The sequence below is a fragment of the Paraburkholderia unamae genome (assembly GCF_003268775.1).
GTDB lineage: Bacteria > Pseudomonadota > Gammaproteobacteria > Burkholderiales > Burkholderiaceae > Paraburkholderia > Paraburkholderia unamae.
In genome coordinates this window covers 227,189-243,901 of sequence record NZ_QLSU01000012.1, presented here as the reverse complement: position 1 = coordinate 243,901, position 16,713 = coordinate 227,189, and the positions used below count along the sequence as shown (strand labels likewise).

The following is a 16,713-nucleotide window of genomic DNA, read 5'->3' as shown; positions in this document are numbered from 1 at the left end:
AAGCCAGAGGCAAAATCAGTGGATCAACGTCTTGCCATATAATACCCCACGACTTTTTTGACGCGACTCGCGCCAAAGCCCGCATGACGGTTCACTCGCCGCATTCATCGCCGGTCCATCGTCCGATGAATTGTAATTAATTGTGTGCAGCCCGGCCTCGATCCGGTTCATCGGGAGGCGGGCGCGCTGGCGGGCCACCATCGTGCAGAGGGCAGGCGGCCGGGCCGATTCGCCAAAACCATACATGCCGCCCAGACAGTTTTTCCAGACGATCTCCAACAGTGACGACGGCGTGCCGGGCAAGCGGCGGCTCATCGCGGCACTCATGGCCGTACCGGGTCTGGTGCCCGTGCTTGCGCACGCCCAGCTCTCCGGCGCGGCCGCGCAGCCCCAGCCGCTGGACGGCCCGTGGAGCCTGTGGCTCGCGCCGCAACTCGAGGATCACCCCAACGCGCCGGGCCAGCACCCGGCGACCTTCGTGCTCGGCGATTCGACCACCGGCACGGCGGACACCGACCTCGCGGTGCGCGGCGCGGCGCAGTTGCGCCAGGGTACGAACGTGGTCACGGGCGACGCCCTGCACTACGACCAGGACACCGACATGGCCAATGCGTATGGCCATGTCGTGGTTTCGCAGAACGGCACGACGTTTGCGGGGCCCGAGGCGCACCTGAAGGTGGAGGCGAACGAGGGCTTCATGCCCGCGCCGAAATACCATTTCACGGTCACGGGCGGCTCGGGCAGCGCCGCGCGCGCCGACCTGCTGGACAGCGAGCGCTCGGTGCTCACGAACGGCACCTATACCGCGTGCCAGTGCTCGACCAATCCGGCGTGGTACATCAAGGGTAGCGAGTTCGATTTCGACACGGGCAGCGACGAAGGCGTCGCGCACAACGCCGTGCTGTTCTTCCAGAACGTGCCGGTCTTCGCGAGCCCGTGGCTGTCGTTCCCGCTCTCGGGCGACCGGCGCAGCGGTATCCTGCCGCCCACGTTCTCGATCAGTTCGACGAACGGCTACGAAATCTCGCTGCCGTATTACTTCAACATCGCGCCGAATCGCGACTTCACGTTCACGCCCGAGATCATCTCGAAGCGGGGCGTGTTCTTGCAGGGCAACTACCGGTATCTCTCGACGAACTACTCGGGATCGATCACCGGCACCTTCCTGCCCGACGACGCGATCACGAAGACGAACCGCTATGCGCTGTTCATCCAGCACAACCAGAACTTCGGCAACGGGTTCGGCGGGTACATCTACTACAACAAGGTCTCGGACAACACCTATCCGTCGGACCTGTCGTCGCCGGCCAACCAGTTCCTGAACGGCACGCAGACGCTGTATCAGCAGGAAGCCGGCCTCACGTACAACAACGGACCGTGGTCCGTGCTGGGCCGCTACCAGCACTGGCAGACGGTCGAGTCGTCCACGCCGCCGTACGGCCGCGAGCCGCAGTTGAACGTGAAGTACGCGAAGTACAACGTCGGCGGCTTCGACTACGGCATGGAAGCGGACTACTCGCGCTTCCGCATCACGGAAGACAACGCGACCGAAGGCGACCGCGTCGTCTTCAACCCGTACGTGTCGTACTCGTTGATGGGGCCGGGTTATTTCGTCACGCCGAAGGTGCAGTGGCACTTCGCGTCGTACAACCTGAGCAACATCGGCACGCCGGGGTCGACCTTCGGTTCGCCGGCCGGCACGCCGAAGAGTTTCACCGAATCGATCCCGACCTTCAGCTTCGACACGGGCCTCGTGTTCGACCGCTCGGTGCATCTGTTCGGTCAGGATTACATCCAGACGCTGGAACCGCGCCTGTACTACGTGTACACGCCGTACCGCAACCAGCAGTTCGCGCCCCTTTTCGACACGGCCGAGTCGGACTTCGGTCTCGCGGAAATCTTCACGCCGAACACCTTCGTTGGCAACGACCGCATCGCCGACGCGAACCGCATCACGGCCGCACTGACCACGCGCTTCATCGACCCGGCGACGGGCGACGAACGCGCGCGCTTCGTGATCGCGCAGCAGTACTACTTCCAGGACCAGCGCGTCACGCTCTTGCCGGGCGAGACGACCGAGCAGGCGACGCATTCGGACCTGATCGCGGGCGCGTCGCTGAAGATCGGGGGCGGTTTCGCTTCGGAAACGGCGTTCCAATATAATGCCGACAACAACCAGCTCACGAAGGCGAGCATCGGTTTCGGGTACAGCCCGGGACCGAGCCGGGTGTTGAACGTGGCCTACCGCTACACGCGCGCGAACACCACGCTCGACTACACGCCGATCAACCAGGTTCTGATCTCGGCTCAATGGCCGTTGTCGCACCGGGTGTACGCCGTGGGCCGCTTCAACTACGATCTGAACGGCCACCGGGTTGTCGACGGCCTGGTTGGCATGCAGTACGACGCGGACTGCTGGGTGCTCGGCGTTGGCTTGCAGCGCTATGCGAACGGCGTGAATACGTCGGGTTTGCCGAATTCGGCCACGCGCTTTCTCGCGCAGCTCACGCTCAAGGGGCTGTCGAACGTCGACAACGGGCTGGTGGCGGCGTTCAAGGCCAGCGTGCCGGGGTATACGCAGCTGCCGGGGCAGGCTCCGTCGCCGTCGCGCTTCACCGATTATCAATAACGCGTGATCCGGCGTGCTTTTCCTGAAAAGGCGCCTTGGGGCAACGCGGTGTGAGTTGCATAGAGACGGGCGAAGCGTGCCCGCCAACATTGGAGTATCTGTGGGAATCATGAAAAAGCTTCGCCTGGCAGCGTACGCTGCGAGTCTCTTCGCCGTCGCATTCGTGTTGCCGGTCGCGCCGGCGCAAGCACAAGGGCTTCCTGGCGGCAGCGGCCAGACAGTCGACACGATCGCCGCAGTCGTCAATGACGGCGTCATCACGCAGCGCGAGCTCGACGGCCGTGTCGAACTCATCTCGCATCGTCTCCAGCAGCAGAACGCGCCGGTCCCGCCGATGGACCAGCTGCGCGCGCAGGTGCTCAACCAGATGGTGCTGGAGCGCATCCAGCTCCAGAAGGCCAAGGAAGACGGCATCACCGTCGACGACGCCGCCGTGAACCGCACGCTCGAGCGCCTCGCGCAGGCGAACGGCATGGATCTCGCGAGCTACCGCTCGCGCATCGAGGCGGCGGGCGTGCCCTGGACCACCTTCATGCGGGACGCGCGCACCGAACTCACGCTCTCGAAGCTGCGTGAGAAGGAAGTGGACAGCAAGGTCACGGTGTCCGACGCCGAAGTCGCGAACTACATCGCGAGCCAGCGCGGACCGAACGCGGGCCAGAGCAACGACCTGCACTTCGAGCACATCTTCCTCAAGGCGCCGCTGAACGCCTCGGAAACCGACATCGAAGCCGCGCAGGCGAAGGCCAACGCGCTGCTCAAGGAGGCGCAGTCGGGCAGCAAGTTCGCGAGCCTCGCGAAGTCGAACTCACAGGCGAGCGACGCGACCAAGGGCGGCGACATGGGCTTCCTGCCGCCGTCGAAGCTGCCGCCCGAGTTCGTGACCGCCGCGGCCACGCTGCGTCCGGGCGAGGTGAACCCCACGGTCATCCGCACCAACGACGGTTTCGAGATCGTACGTCTCGTCGAGCGCCGCCAGGGCCAGGGCACGGCAGCCGATGCGCCGAAGCTCGTGCAAACGCACGTGCGCCACATTCTGCTGCGCGTGGGCGACGGCATGTCCGAACCGCAGGCACGCCAGAAGCTGCTCGAAATCCGCCAGGAAATCGGAGCGGGCGGCGACTTCGCCAAGTTCGCGCGCACCTATTCGCAGGACGGTTCGGCCTCGCAGGGCGGCGACCTCGGCTGGATCAGTCCGGGTGAAACGGTGCCTGAATTCGAGCGCGCCATGAACACGCTCCAGGACGGCCAGTTGAGCGAACCGGTGCGCACCGAGTACGGCTACCACCTGATCCAGGTGCTGGGCCGCCGCGACGCCGAAGGCTCGATCGCCCAGCAGATGGAGCTCGCGCGCCAGGCCATCGGTCAGCGCAAGGCTGAGCAGGCTTACGCCGACTGGCTGCGCCAGTTGCGCGACAGCGCCTACGTCAGCTATAAGATCGCGGGCATGACGCCGCCGCACAACTGAGCGCCCAGCCAAGGATTCGAGCCATGAACGCCTCCGCATCGTCGTCGCCGGCTCCGCGGAAGGCGGGCCCGATTCGCATCGCCATCACCACCGGCGAGCCGGCCGGCGTCGGCCCCGAGCTGAGCGCCGCCGCGCTGGCGGGCGCTTCGGCGCACTGGCCCGACGCACAGTTCGTCGTGCTCGGTGACAGCGCGCTGATCGAAGCCCGCGCGCAAGCCGCGCACGTTGACTGGAGCGCCGTGCTGGCGAACCAGCCCGTGCAGGTCGAACATGTCGCGCTCGCGACGCCCGCGAAGCCGGGCAAGCTCGACGCCGCAAACGGCCGCTACGTGCTTGCGCTGCTCGACCGCGCCATCGACGGCGCACTGGCAGGCGAGTTCGACGCGATCGTCACCGCGCCGCTGCAAAAGAGCACCATCAACGACGCCGGCGTGCCCTTCACCGGCCACACCGAATACCTCGCCGAACGCACGCATACGCCGCGTGTGGTCATGATGCTGGCGGGCACTGGCGCGCGGCCGCTGCGCGTGGCGCTCGCCACCACGCATCTGCCGCTCAAGGACGTTTCGGCGGCGCTCACGGTCGAAAGCCTTGTCGAAACCCTGCGCATCATCGACCATGATCTGCGCCATCATTTCGGCGTGCCGCTGCCGCGCATTCTCGTGACCGGCCTCAACCCGCACGCGGGCGAGAACGGTTACCTGGGCCGCGAAGAAATCGACGTGATTTCCCCGGCGCTGGCCGCCGCCGCCGCGCAAGGCATCGACGCACGCGGCCCGTATCCCGCCGACACGCTGTTCCAGCCGCGCTACCTCAAGGACGCGGACTGCGTGCTGGCGATGTTCCACGACCAGGGCCTGCCGGTCCTGAAATACGCGACGTTCGGCGAAGGCATCAACGTGACGCTTGGCTTGCCGATCGTGCGCACCTCGGTCGATCATGGCACCGCACTCGACCTCGCCGGCACCGGCCGCGCCGACGCGGGCAGCCTGATCGCCGCCCTCGACACCGCCGTTTCGATGGCGCGCCACCGGCGCGCTATCTGATTGATTCCAGACAAGATGTCCAATAGCAGCAGACAGCACCAGGGCCACTTCGCGCGCAAGCGCTTCGGCCAGAACTTCCTCGTCGACACGGGCGTGATCGATTCGATCGTCGACGTCATTCGTCCGCAGCGCGGCGAGCGCATGGTCGAAATCGGGCCGGGTCTCGGCGCGCTCACCGGACCGCTCATCGAGCGCCTCGCCACGCCCGAGTCGCCGCTGCACGCGGTCGAACTGGACCGCGACCTGATCGCGCGCCTCACGAAGAAGTTTGGCCCGTTGCTCGAACTCCATGCGGGCGACGCGCTCAAGTTCGACTTCGGCTCGCTTGCGGCGCCCGGCGAAAAGCCCACGCTGCGCATTGTCGGCAACCTGCCGTACAACATTTCGAGCCCGCTGCTGTTTCATCTCGCCACGTTCGCCGACCGTGTGATCGACCAGCACTTCATGTTGCAGAACGAAGTGGTCGAACGCATGGTGGCGGAGCCGGGCAGCAAGGACTTTAGCCGCCTCACGGTGATGCTTCAGTATCGCTATGTGATGGACAAGATGCTCGACGTGCCGCCCGAATCGTTCCAGCCGCCGCCCAAGGTGGACTCGGCTATCGTGCGCATGATTCCGTTCGCGCCGCACGAACTGCCGAAGGTGAATCAGGCCGTGCTCGGCGAACTCGTGACGGCCGCGTTCTCGCAGCGCCGCAAGATGCTGCGCAACACGCTGGGCGATTATCGCGATCGTCTCGACTTCGACGCGCTCGGCTTCGACCTGGCGCGCCGCGCCGAAGAAGTGCCGGTTGAGGAATACGTGAGTCTCGCGCAGGCGCTGGAAGGCGCGAGCGGCGCTTGAGAGAGCGGGTGAGGCGGCGTCAGGTGCGCCGCTTCGCTGGTACCTTTGCTGGTACCTTCGCTGGCGCGTTCACGAGCGCGATGCCGGCGAGCACGAGCAAGGCGGCCGCGAGGAAGCGGCTGCTGAACGACTCGCCCAGCAACGCCACGCCGAACGTGACGCCAAAGAGCGGCGTGAGAAATGAGAAAACGGAAAGCCGCGACGCCATATAGCGCGTGAGCAGCCAGAACCACGTCAGATAGCTCACGAACGCCACCACTACGGCCTGATAGCCGAGGCTCAAGATGGCGAGCGGCGTGACCGCGTGCATTTCCATCTGGCCGATGCCCGCCGCGAGCGCGAGCAGCGCCACCCCCGAAACCGCAAGCTGATAAAAGAGCACCTTGCTCGCGCTCACATGCGCAAGCGGGGTGGAGCGCACGATCACCGTGGTCGCCGCCCAGACCAGGCCGCCGAGCACGCCGAGCCCGTCGCCCGCGAGGCCGATCAGCATCGCGTGCGTGTCGCCGGACGTACCCTTGCGCGCGAAACCATCGGCGAAAGCGAGGGCCATGCCGAGAAACGCCACCGTCACGCCGATCCACTGCGTGCGACGCATGCGCTCGCCGGGCGTGAACCAGTGCAGCCCGAGCGCGGTGAAACACGGCGCGGTGTAGAGAAAGACGGCCATGCGCGAGGCGCTCGTCATCGTGAGGCCGACGAAGATGCAGACGAATTCCGCCGCGAACAGCCCGCCCGCGAGCACCCCCGCGGCGAGCGTGCCGTCCGCGCGAAAGAGCGGCATGCCGCGAGCGCGCGCCCAGCCCCACACGAGCAAAGCGGCGATGGCCGAACGCAGGCCCGCCTGGAAAACGGGCGGCACCGACGCGTTGGCGGTCTTGATCGCGACCTGCTGAAAGCCCCAGATCGCACAAATCACGACCATCAGGAGGACGGCCTGGAAGTCGGGCGCGCGGCGCGCGGGCAAAGCGACGGTGCTCATCGAATCACGCTCGGCGGGAAAGGGCGGAGCGTTACGATAGCAAAAAAGCTTACTACTAACCGACGATGGCCCTACCGGGGCAATGGAAGGCGAACGCGCGGCGCTCGGGCCGCTTTTCAGCCCACTTATTTGCGCTGCGCCTCGTAGGCCTTGAGCTGGCTATAGACGACACGCAGCACCGAAAGCTCGCTCGACGCGCGCTGCGCCGCGCCGCCGCGCCGGATCAGGTCGCCAAGCACATGATCGGCCTCGATGCGCGAACCGTTCTGCACATCGCGCAGCATCGATGCCGTGAGCGTCGAACCCGTGGCGAACAGCATCGCGCGCGAACGCTCGAGGAAGCTGTCGCGCACGGCATGGCCGTGCTCGGCGGCGATCGCGCGGCATTCGGCAAAGAGACGCTCGACGGTCGCGGCGCCGTCGGGCGTCGCGAGGATCACGCCGACGGGCGCGCGGAAAAGGCACGTGCTGCCCGCGAGCGACGCGAGGAACACCCACTTCTCCCACATCTCCTGGAGGATGTGATCGCTCGCTTTCACGTTGAAGCCGGCGTTGGAGAACTGTTCCGCCACGGCTTGCGCGCGCGGCGACACGCCGCCGCCAAGCTCGCCGAACGTGATGGCGTGCGCGTCGTTCAGATGCACGATTTCGCGCTTCTCGTTGAGCGTGGAGGCGATCAGGCACACGCCGCCCAGCACGGCCTGCGTGCCGAAGCGGGCTTGCAGGACCTCCAGGTGGCGCATGCCGTTCAGGAGCGGCAGGATCAGCGTATTCGGGCCGACGGCGGCCGCGAAGGAATCGATGGCGTTGTCGAGGTCGTACGCCTTGCAGCTCAGGAGGACGAGATCGAAGGGTTGGCCGCCTTGCGCCTCAAGCGTCTCGCGCGTGACCGACTTGACGTCGCGCAGCGTGAGATCGCCCGCGGGACTGCGGATCACGAGGCCGTCTTCGCGCAGTTGCGCGGCGCGCGCTTCACGCACCAGAAACGTCACGTCGCGCCCCGCGGCGGCGAGCCGCCCGCCGAAATAGCCACCCGTTGCACCGGCACCGACAACCAGAATTCGCATGTCCACTCCTCATTCCTTACGCACGTTGCTTACATTCGTATAGTGAAATTGCCGCGGCAATATCAGGATGGCGTCCATGCTAGAGCAAAACGGCACATCTTGCCGGGGCGGGCAGGGCCGGCGCGTTTTTGGTAGAGTCCGGGTTTTGACGACGGCAAAACGGAGTACACGATGCGCCTGCTGCACACGATGATCCGGGTCGGCGACCTGGATCGCTCGATCAAGTTCTACACCGAACTGCTCGGCATGAAACTGCTGCGCCGCGAAGACTACCCCGATGGCAAGTTCACGCTGGCCTTCGTCGGGTACACGGACGAGCGCGACGGCACCGTGATCGAACTGACGCACAACTGGGACACGGCTTCCTATGACCTCGGCACGGGGTTCGGTCACCTGGCCGTGCAAGTGGAAGATGCTTACGCCGCTTGCGCGAAGATCAAGGAGCAAGGCGGCACGGTGGTGCGCGAAGCCGGTCCGATGAAGCACGGGAGCACGGTGATCGCGTTCGTGACCGACCCGGATGGGTACAAGATCGAATTTATTCAGAAGAAGTAGGGTGGTTTCTGGGGCGGTGTCAAATGATCTGGCGCCGCTTTTTAAAGCTCGTTGAGTTTTAAATGGGACTAATAGTGTTCCGGTAATCAAAAATAAAATAACCGGAAATTTATAGAAATGTAAATCTTGTCCTTGATTGATTTCGTCAAGGTTATGGTCGCGGCCGTTTGTGGCCTGTGCATCCGAACACCACAGTGATCAAGTTCCCTTGTTTGTATTGCACATGAATACGTCGATATAAATGATTCGGACTACAAATTTTGTCGTTGGCGTATCGAAGGCTGGTCCAGCACTGAAGGAGGGTGTTTGCGGGCTTTGGGATGACATGCCGGGGGGCTGCTGCGTATTCCCACGGTATTTAAGACTGTTCCTATATACGCGGAAGTGCAGGCGGAAGAGACTTCTACCCTTCGTCATGACACATACAACGGTTAAGCAAAAAGCTTGCGCGTGAAATGTAGCGTTCGAGATTGCGCACTTCAATCTCAAGGTCATCTCTTGCACGCGTGGGTGCCGCCTCCGAATCCGCTGACAGCGATGAGCGAAATGCAGGCACTTTATCGAAATTCTGGGCTTGCCAATGATCCGCCTTGTTTTGAGCTGCGTCGGCGGATCCTTCACGTCATCTGATGGGAATGCTCGATGTCTATCTTACTGATAGCTTTTCTCGTGTCGTCCATGGTCGTCACGATGATCGTGCGGTGGACGCATTTCCACGGCGTGTTCTCCATGGATCACGACCTTGAAGGCATTCAAAAAATCCATAGTGTTGCCGTGCCCCGAATTGGTGGCTTGGGAATCTTTGCGGGATTTGCCCTCGCGTTTGCATTTGAGGAATACAACGGGCGTCTGAGCGCGCATGAACATTGGGAACTCCTGATCTGCTCGGCGCCCGTGTTCCTTTCCGGATTCGCCGAAGATCTGACCAAACAGATCAGTGCGAGTCTGCGGCTTGTTTGTGCTGCGGGCGCAGCCGCGCTCGCCTGCTGGGCATTGCAGGCGATCGTTACGCATACCAACGTGCCGGGGCTCGATCTCGTACTGCTCGTGCCAATCGCCGCGACGGCTTTCACGATTTTGGGCGTCGCAGGCGTGGTTCATTCGATCAATCTCATCGACGGGCTCAACGGGCTTGCGTCCGTAGTGACGATGATCATTCTCGCCTCGCTGGCTTACGTGGCGCACGCAGTTGGGGACAGCCTGATTGTGTCGATGGCGCTCGCGCTCATTGGCGCGATCCTCGGTTTCGTGCAGTGGAACTATCCAGTCGCAAAGGTATTTCTCGGCGATGGCGGCGCGTACTTCACGGGCTTTTTTACGGCGGAACTCCTCATCCTGCTGATTACGCGGCACAAGGAAGTCTCGCCGTTCTATGCGTTGCTCGTCACCATCTATCCGGTGTTCGAAACACTCTTCTCCATGTACCGACGCATGTTCCTCCGGGGCGTGCCAGTAGGTGCGCCAGATAGAGGGCACTTGCATGCGCTGTTGTTCCGGCGTGCCGTGAAAGCAGACTCGGCCGATAACGTCTGGAACAACCGCAATTCTCGTACGACGCCACGTTTGTGGATTCTGACATTTGCGGCGGTGGTGCCGGCAACGCTCTTTTGGAACGAGCCTTTAGCGCTGGTCTTCTTTTCGGTCCTCTTTTGCATGACCTATGTCTGGCTGTACTTCTCGATCGCACGCTTCAAAACGCCGTCGTGGTTGAAATCCCGATAGCGAGCGGAGGTTGTGTTTTGGTATGGGCAGCAGGACTGCTGTGCGTCTTCGCTGTGTGAAGTTCCGTTGATCTACTCGTAAATGTCGCTATTTCGTCTCCTTAGATCTGCACTGACCGCAGCTACGCTGGTTGCAACGCTTGGCGCATGTGCAATGGCTCCGGGCATGCGCTTCGACGCACACGCGCCGGTCGATCCGCTCGACCCGAATTCGGTGCCTCTCGTGAAGCGAATCACGCCAGAGCTGGTTCGAGATCAGAAAGCCGCACGCGATGCGTTTGGCTCTGACGTCGCAGCACTGGTCGGCAGCCCTCGTGCATATCGGATTGGGGCGGGGGACGTTCTTTCCATCATTACGTGGGACCACCCGGAACTGGTCGTTCCCAACTTGACTTACACAATTGGCGACACTGCCGGGCAACTACCAAGTGGGCCGGGTCTGAGCACTCAGGCCATTCCCGGCTTTGTTGTCGGAGATGACGGAACGATTCAATACCCCTACATAGGAAGTGTTAAAGCGGTCGGTCTCACGGTTCCTCAGTTGCAGGTGAAACTCAAGCAGTCGCTCGCAGCTTATCTGCGTAATCCGCAGATGACGGTTAGCGTGGTGGCCTATCGCAGTCAGCGGATCTTCGTCGAGGGACAAGTGACGCAACCTGGCGTAAAGCCGATCACGAATATCCCAATGTCGCTTGCCGAGGCATTGAGCGAGGCAAATGGCGTGACGCCCGGCGTAGGCGATACGAGCCAGATTCAGATCATTCGCGACGGGAAGATGATCCATATCAATCTACCAGCGCTGGCTGATCGTCAGATCGATGCATCGAAGATTTTTCTGCAGGATCGTGATGTCGTGCGAGTTCTACCGCAAACCTATAACCAGGTGCTGGTGACTGGGGAGGTCACGCGTCCAGTTGCATTGCCCATGCACGATGGCCGCTTGACGCTCAACGAGGCGTTGGGAGCCGCGCTTGGCGTGAATCCGACGAGCGCAGAGCCGGCGGCGATCTATGTGGTGCGCGCAACCGAGGATCCGTCCAAGCCCGACGTCTTCCGTCTGGATAGCGCTTCGCCGGTTGGTCTCGCACTCGCCGAGCACTTTGAGCTGCAAGCCAAGGACGTCGTGTACGTCGATTCGACGGGGCTCGCACGATGGAGCCGCGTGATGAACCTGCTCCTGCCGAGTGCGCAGGGCATCAATGTGGGCCGTCAGGCTTGGGGAGGGTATTGATGATCTCGTCGATTCTTATGGTCTGTGTCGGCAACGTGTGTCGCAGCCCGATGTCCGAAGCGATGATGCGCAAGCGCTTGCCGGGTTGCCGCGTGGAGTCAGCGGGCATTGGAGCCCTTGTCGACTCTGGGGCAGAGGCTCACGCGGTCTCCGTGATGAGAGACCGCGGCATTGACATCTCGTCGCATCGCGCGCGGCAGGTTTCCGCTGCGATTTGCCGGAACGCGGAACTTATTCTGGTTATGGATGCGGAGCAGAAATATGCCGTCGAACAAAACTACACATTCACCTGCGGACGCGTTTTCCAGATTGGTCAGTTCAGCCGCTTCGATGTGCCTGATCCGTATCAGCGTGGCCGCGAACAGTTCTCCGATTGTGCCGATTTGATTGAACAGGGGATTTCCGACTGGGTAGGCCGAATAGCGGCCATTTAGCCCCGTTGACACGTTTGTCACCCCCAACCATCCGATTGAAGTTCGGCAACCCCGGAAGTCTTGAACCAGCAGGTCTGTAGCAACCATGTCTCCCTTGAAACAATCCTCTGCCGACGCGAAGATCGAGTCCGATGAAATCGACCTCACAGCCCTACTGGATGTACTGGTCGAACACAAACTGTTGATCGCAGTCGTCACAGCGGTGTTTATGCTGCTGGGGGCGCTATACGCATATCTAGCGACTCCCGTGTACGAGACGAATATCGTTGTCCAGGTCGAGGATAGTGCAGACAGCGCCGCGAAAAGCCTGATCGGCAATTTGTCTTCGATGTTCGACGTCAAATCGACTTCAGACTCCGAAATACAGATTCTCGGTTCGCGGCTCGTTGTTTCACGTGCCGTGGACGAATTGGGACTCTACATCACAGCCAGAACCGTCAGATTTCCATTCATCGGCGAGTGGATTTCACGCCGGGCCAAGTCGCTCTCTAGTCCGGGTTTCCTTGGCGTTGGCGGATACACGTGGGGAACCGAGCGCATCGAGGTCGCAGACTTCGATTTGCCTTCCGATCTCTACGATCATCAGCTCAAGCTCACGGCGACCGGCAACGGCGGCTACACATTGGAAGGCGATAGCTTGACCCAGATCGCCAGAGGCAACGTCGGAACGCCGCTGACCATTTCTACGTCCGCCGGGCCGGGGCGCCTCGTCGTCCGGAAATTGTTCGCCGAAGCAGGCGCCGCCTTCGTGCTCGAGCGGCATTCGCGCTTGCAAACCATTGATGATGTGCAGAAGCGTTTGAAGATTGCATCGGCGGGGAAAGACTCTGACGTCATTACAGCCTCACTCCAAGGTCGCGATCCTCAGCTCATTGCCGCAACGCTGAATGAGATCGGGGGGCAGTATCTGAAGCAGAACGCTGATAGGAAAGCAGCGCAGGCGGAGCAGTCCCTACAGTTCCTGTCCGAGCAAGAGCCCGATATGAAGCGCGAACTGGAGCAAGCCGAGGACCGGTTCAACCAGTATCGCAATGAGCACGGGATCATCGACATCGGTCAGGAGGCGAAAGTCGTACTGCAGCAATCCGCTGACCTCGAGAATCAATTATTCACGCTGCGTCAAAAGCGGCAGGAGTTGCTGACCCGCTTTGGTGACGAACACCCCGCAGTCAAGGCAATCGACGAGCAAGTCAACGCGACGCAAACGCAGATCGGCCGGGTATCTGAGCGCATCAAAACATTGCCGTTGGACGAACAAGGTGCGGTACGACTTGAGCGCGATGTGCGCGTGAATACGGATCTCTATATCGCGTTGCGCAACAACATGGAGCAGTTGCGCCTCATAAAGGCCGGCAAGATTGGAAACGTTCGAATCGTTGACAGTGCATACGTGCCCGAAATGCCCGTCAAGCCCAAGAAGCTTCTAGTCATTGCTGCCGCGACACTGTTAGGCCTGGCCTGCGGCGTTGGCTTGGCCTGGTTGCGTGAAGCGCTATTCCACGGGGTCAGCGATCCGCATACGTTCGAGACATATACCGGCCTCAATGTTATTGCGACTATTCCGTATAGCGACGCGCAGGCTGCGCTCGCTCGCAAGATTGATGGGCTGGATGCCAAATCCGCTGTGCTAGCGTCGGTAGCACCCGGAGATCCCGCTGTGGAAAGTCTTCGCAGTCTGCGAACCGCTCTTCAATTCTCGCTACTCGAAGCGATAAATAACGTTGTGATGATAAGTGGCGCTACGCCTGGCATCGGTAAATCGTTTATATCAGCAAACCTCGCCGATTTGTTCGCAGCTTCCGGAAAGCGCGTTCTGCTAATCGACGCCGATCTGCGACGTGGCTATCTAAACCAGTACTTGGGGGTCGAAAGAGAGCGTGGGCTGGCTGACGTATTGCTGGGGAAGATGACGCTGGCGGCCGCGACCATGCGCTCAGTGAGGCCGAAGCTCGATTTCCTTGCTACCGGCGAGTTCCAGTCCAATCCGTCTGACCTTCTGGAAAATGGTCGTTGGTCGTCTCTTCTCGAAGAAGCGACGGCCCAGTACGACATTGTCCTTGTCGATGCCCCACCTGTACTTGCTGTTTCTGATGCAGAAATTATGGCTCCGCACGCCGCGCGCGTATTCCTTGTGGCCAGGTCTGGAAAGACGCGGGTTGGCGAAGTTGATGAATCAGTCAAGCGCCTGGACCAAGTGGGTACGCAGGTCGCCGGGTTGTTGGTCAATGGTATGAAGTCGCGCGGAAAGTTCTCATACGGTGGGAAATATGCGAGCTATCGCTACGTTTCGTACGGCTACGAGAAGCGGGACAAGGTTTAGGCTACCAGGGAAATGTTCATGAAGTTAACCAGTGAAACCAAAATTGGCATCATCGGCTTGGGCTACGTTGGGCTACCGTTAGCGGTGGAGTTTGGAAAGCGACGGGATGTCGTAGGCTTCGACATCAACCGGCCTCGCATTGACTCGCTAAAGGAAGGGCGGGATGCCACGCTTGAAGTCAGCGAGGCGGAGCTTGCTGAGGCGCGGCGCCTGAAATTCAGCCACACGATCGAAGATCTGCGTGAATGCAGCATATTCATTGCCACGGTGCCGACGCCAATCGACCAATATAAGCGTCCGGATCTGTCCGCGCTTTATGGAGCAAGTGAGACGATCGGCCGGGTGTTGAGGAAGGGCGATATTGTCATTTACGAGTCCACGGTCTATCCGGGTGCCACCGAAGAAGAATGCGTGCCGGTACTTGAGCGAGTTTCCGGGCTGAAATTCAACGTTGACTTCTTCGTGGGGTACAGCCCGGAACGAATCAACCCGGGTGATAAATCACACCGGGTATCCACTATCCGGAAGGTTACCTCAGGGTCCACGGCTGAAGTCGCCGACGTAGTTGACGCACTCTATGGCGAGATCATCACGGCGGGTACGCATAAAGCTAGCAGTATCCGCGTTGCCGAGGCGGCGAAGGTGATTGAGAACACGCAGCGCGACGTAAACATTGCTCTTATCAACGAATTGTCGATCATCTTCAATCGGATGGATATCGACACCGAATCGGTACTTGAAGCCGCAGGGACGAAATGGAATTTCCTGCCGTTTCGGCCGGGTCTCGTGGGCGGCCATTGCATTGGCGTAGATCCGTATTACTTGACGCACAAGGCACAGGCGATTGGCTACCACCCCGAGATTATTCTCGCCGGACGGCGAGTCAATGACAACATGGGGGTCTATGTCGCTTCGCAACTCGTGAAGGCGCTCACACGGCGCGGAATCACGATGAATAATGTGCGCGTGCTCATGTTGGGCTTTGCGTTCAAGGAGAACTGCCCCGACCTCCGCAACACGCGAGTCGTTGACATTATCAACGAGCTCAAGCAATACGAAATGAATGTCGACGTGTTCGATCCTTGGGTCTCTGCCGAGGAAGCTCGTCACGAATACGGCATTGAACTCGTGGCGCAGCCGTCCTTGCAAAGCTACGACGCAGTCGTCCTTGCGGTGGCACACAAGGAATTTGCCGATATGGGTGTAGAAGCCATTCGGAGATTCGGAAAGCTCGAACACGTACTCTACGACCTCAAGTATGTCTTTCCGGCCGGTTCATCCGATCTTCGCCTGTAACCACATCCAGCTAGAACGCGCCGAAATGAAAAATCGCTATACGATTGCCTGTGAGGATTTGGCACGCTGTCCGCAACGCTGGTTAATAACCGGCGTGGCTGGGTTCATTGGCTCAAATCTTCTTGAGGCTCTTCTCAAGTTGGATCAGCAGGTAGTCGGTCTGGACAACTTCTCGACGGGAAGCCACAGCAATCTGGAGGAGGTAAGTTCCTCCGTCGGTTCGGAGCGATGGGCAAGATTCAAGCTGATCGAAGGTGACATCCGCAATGCTTCGGACTGCGCCCGGGCAACCCAGGGTATTGATCACGTGTCGCACCAAGCCGCATTGGGATCGGTCCCAAGATCGTTGCTGGACCCTGTCGTAACGAACGACGTCAACATTGGTGGCTTTCTCAACGTGCTGGTTGCGGCGCGCGATGAGGAGGTAAAGAGTTTCACGTACGCTGCGTCAAGCTCAACTTACGGGGATCATCCTGGCCTACCCAAGGTGGAGAATCTCATCGGTAAGCCTCTGTCACCGTACGCAGTAACAAAGTATGTGAACGAGCTTTACGCAGATGTTTTCGCGCGAAGCTACGATTTCAACACCGTCGGCCTGCGCTACTTTAACGTATTTGGGAAACGTCAGGATCCGAATGGTGCGTACGCTGCTGTCATTCCGAGATGGATAGCCGCGCTGATTCGAGGAGAGGGAATCCAGATTAACGGCAATGGCAAGACTAGTCGAGATTTTTGCTACGTCGAAAACGTTGTTCAGGCAAATATTCTTGCGGCTACGGCGGCAAACAATGCGAAAAACGAAGTCTATAACGTTGCAGTTGGCGGGAGGACAACGTTGAACCAACTGCTGGAGATTCTTGCCGAGCAATTGCGTAACCGGAAAATAGCGAATAGCAGCCCGATACGTTACGGTGAATTCCGAGGGGGAGATGTTCTCCATTCGCAGGCTAGTATCGAGAAAATTTGCAGATTACTCGGATACAGTGACCCTATCCATATTCAGGAGGGATTGGCGATCGCCATGAATTGGTATGTCGATCGTTTTGAGCGTGAAATTGGTTGGTCGGAAATGAAGTCGCTTTAACTTAAGAAATGATTGCTTCAATAATGGCGCGCCTTAG

Annotated in this window: 14 protein-coding genes; 11 read left to right on the top strand and 3 right to left on the bottom strand. The window is 60.5% G+C overall.

All coding sequences use genetic code 11. The features are described from left to right. Positions 1–15: 15 nt before the first annotated feature. Entirely contained in the window at positions 16–315 is a 300-nt protein-coding gene (locus tag C7401_RS45030; RefSeq protein ID WP_165842007.1) for a hypothetical protein, read from the bottom strand. Here C7401_RS45030 and C7401_RS21415 point away from each other — a divergent pair. The 4 genes from C7401_RS21415 (at position 245) to rsmA (ending at position 5,986) form a co-directional block, all read left to right on the top strand. Further along, positions 245–2,629: an LPS-assembly protein LptD gene (locus C7401_RS21415; RefSeq protein WP_112173386.1), complete on the top strand. Its 2,385-nt coding sequence runs from the start codon at positions 245–247 to the stop codon at positions 2,627–2,629. The genes C7401_RS45030 and C7401_RS21415 overlap by 71 nt on opposite strands. Before the next feature lie 109 nt (positions 2,630–2,738). After that, positions 2,739–4,097 (top strand): peptidylprolyl isomerase, encoded by a 1,359-nt coding sequence (locus tag C7401_RS21410; protein ID WP_112173385.1) that lies wholly within the window; start codon positions 2,739–2,741, stop codon positions 4,095–4,097. A 23-nt stretch (positions 4,098–4,120) separates the two neighbouring features. Further along, positions 4,121–5,143, top strand: a complete 1,023-nt coding sequence (gene pdxA / locus C7401_RS21405; protein ID WP_112173384.1) for a 4-hydroxythreonine-4-phosphate dehydrogenase PdxA — start codon at positions 4,121–4,123, stop codon at positions 5,141–5,143. A gap of 15 nt (positions 5,144–5,158) precedes the next feature. Then, on the top strand, positions 5,159–5,986 hold the full coding sequence (rsmA, locus tag C7401_RS21400) for a 16S rRNA (adenine(1518)-N(6)/adenine(1519)-N(6))-dimethyltransferase RsmA (RefSeq protein WP_112173383.1): 828 nt from the start codon (positions 5,159–5,161) through the stop codon (positions 5,984–5,986). Between the two features lie 19 nt (positions 5,987–6,005). Here the strand turns inward: rsmA and C7401_RS21395 are convergent, their stop codons facing one another. Both C7401_RS21395 and panE read right to left on the bottom strand, forming a co-directional pair. Next, positions 6,006–6,968, bottom strand: coding sequence for a DMT family transporter (locus C7401_RS21395; RefSeq protein ID WP_112173382.1), 963 nt, complete (start codon positions 6,966–6,968; stop codon positions 6,006–6,008). A gap of 125 nt (positions 6,969–7,093) precedes the next feature. Beyond that, entirely contained in the window at positions 7,094–8,035 is a 942-nt protein-coding gene (panE, locus tag C7401_RS21390) for a 2-dehydropantoate 2-reductase (protein WP_112173430.1), read from the bottom strand. Positions 8,036–8,206: 171 nt separating this feature from the next. On the opposite strand from panE, the gene gloA reads away from it, so the two are divergent. From gloA to C7401_RS21355, 7 genes are all read left to right on the top strand, one after another. Then, positions 8,207–8,590: a lactoylglutathione lyase gene (gene gloA / locus C7401_RS21385; RefSeq protein WP_112173381.1), complete on the top strand. Its 384-nt coding sequence runs from the start codon at positions 8,207–8,209 to the stop codon at positions 8,588–8,590. 642 nt (positions 8,591–9,232) lie between these two features. Then, complete coding sequence (locus C7401_RS21380) at positions 9,233–10,312, top strand: glycosyltransferase (RefSeq protein ID WP_112173380.1); 1,080 nt, start codon at positions 9,233–9,235, stop codon at positions 10,310–10,312. A 165-nt stretch (positions 10,313–10,477) separates the two neighbouring features. After that, positions 10,478–11,542, top strand: coding sequence for a polysaccharide biosynthesis/export family protein (locus tag C7401_RS21375; protein WP_244314955.1), 1,065 nt, complete (start codon positions 10,478–10,480; stop codon positions 11,540–11,542). Then, positions 11,542–11,976: a low molecular weight protein-tyrosine-phosphatase gene (locus C7401_RS21370; RefSeq protein ID WP_112173378.1), complete on the top strand. Its 435-nt coding sequence runs from the start codon at positions 11,542–11,544 to the stop codon at positions 11,974–11,976. Before C7401_RS21375 ends, C7401_RS21370 begins: the two co-directional genes overlap by 1 nt. 85 nt (positions 11,977–12,061) lie before the next feature. Then, complete coding sequence (locus C7401_RS21365) at positions 12,062–14,296, top strand: polysaccharide biosynthesis tyrosine autokinase (protein WP_112173377.1); 2,235 nt, start codon at positions 12,062–12,064, stop codon at positions 14,294–14,296. An 18-nt stretch (positions 14,297–14,314) separates the two neighbouring features. Continuing rightward, entirely contained in the window at positions 14,315–15,592 is a 1,278-nt protein-coding gene (gene tviB, locus C7401_RS21360) for a Vi polysaccharide biosynthesis UDP-N-acetylglucosamine C-6 dehydrogenase TviB (protein WP_112173429.1), read from the top strand. 25 nt (positions 15,593–15,617) lie between these two features. Continuing rightward, positions 15,618–16,676 carry an NAD-dependent epimerase/dehydratase family protein gene (locus C7401_RS21355; RefSeq protein WP_112173376.1) on the top strand — a complete coding sequence of 353 codons (1,059 nt, stop codon included), beginning with the start codon at positions 15,618–15,620 and terminating at the stop codon, positions 16,674–16,676. The last annotated feature ends 37 nt before the right edge of the window (positions 16,677–16,713 follow it).

What these genes read in the sequence shown, in the direction of transcription:
- C7401_RS21415 (WP_112173386.1), top strand. Translation starts at nt 245, where the DNA reads ATGCCGCCCAGACAGTTTTTCCAGACGATCTCCAACAGTGACGACGGC.
- C7401_RS45030 (WP_165842007.1), bottom strand. Translation starts at nt 315, where the DNA reads ATGAGCCGCCGCTTGCCCGGCACGCCGTCGTCACTGTTGGAGATCGTC.
- C7401_RS21410 (WP_112173385.1), top strand. Translation starts at nt 2,739, where the DNA reads ATGAAAAAGCTTCGCCTGGCAGCGTACGCTGCGAGTCTCTTCGCCGTC.
- pdxA (WP_112173384.1), top strand. Translation starts at nt 4,121, where the DNA reads ATGAACGCCTCCGCATCGTCGTCGCCGGCTCCGCGGAAGGCGGGCCCG.
- rsmA (WP_112173383.1), top strand. Translation starts at nt 5,159, where the DNA reads ATGTCCAATAGCAGCAGACAGCACCAGGGCCACTTCGCGCGCAAGCGC.
- C7401_RS21395 (WP_112173382.1), bottom strand. Translation starts at nt 6,968, where the DNA reads ATGAGCACCGTCGCTTTGCCCGCGCGCCGCGCGCCCGACTTCCAGGCC.
- panE (WP_112173430.1), bottom strand. Translation starts at nt 8,035, where the DNA reads ATGCGAATTCTGGTTGTCGGTGCCGGTGCAACGGGTGGCTATTTCGGC.
- gloA (WP_112173381.1), top strand. Translation starts at nt 8,207, where the DNA reads ATGCGCCTGCTGCACACGATGATCCGGGTCGGCGACCTGGATCGCTCG.
- C7401_RS21380 (WP_112173380.1), top strand. Translation starts at nt 9,233, where the DNA reads ATGTCTATCTTACTGATAGCTTTTCTCGTGTCGTCCATGGTCGTCACG.
- C7401_RS21375 (WP_244314955.1), top strand. Translation starts at nt 10,478, where the DNA reads ATGCGCTTCGACGCACACGCGCCGGTCGATCCGCTCGACCCGAATTCG.
- C7401_RS21370 (WP_112173378.1), top strand. Translation starts at nt 11,542, where the DNA reads ATGATCTCGTCGATTCTTATGGTCTGTGTCGGCAACGTGTGTCGCAGC.
- C7401_RS21365 (WP_112173377.1), top strand. Translation starts at nt 12,062, where the DNA reads ATGTCTCCCTTGAAACAATCCTCTGCCGACGCGAAGATCGAGTCCGAT.
- tviB (WP_112173429.1), top strand. Translation starts at nt 14,315, where the DNA reads ATGAAGTTAACCAGTGAAACCAAAATTGGCATCATCGGCTTGGGCTAC.
- C7401_RS21355 (WP_112173376.1), top strand. Translation starts at nt 15,618, where the DNA reads ATGAAAAATCGCTATACGATTGCCTGTGAGGATTTGGCACGCTGTCCG.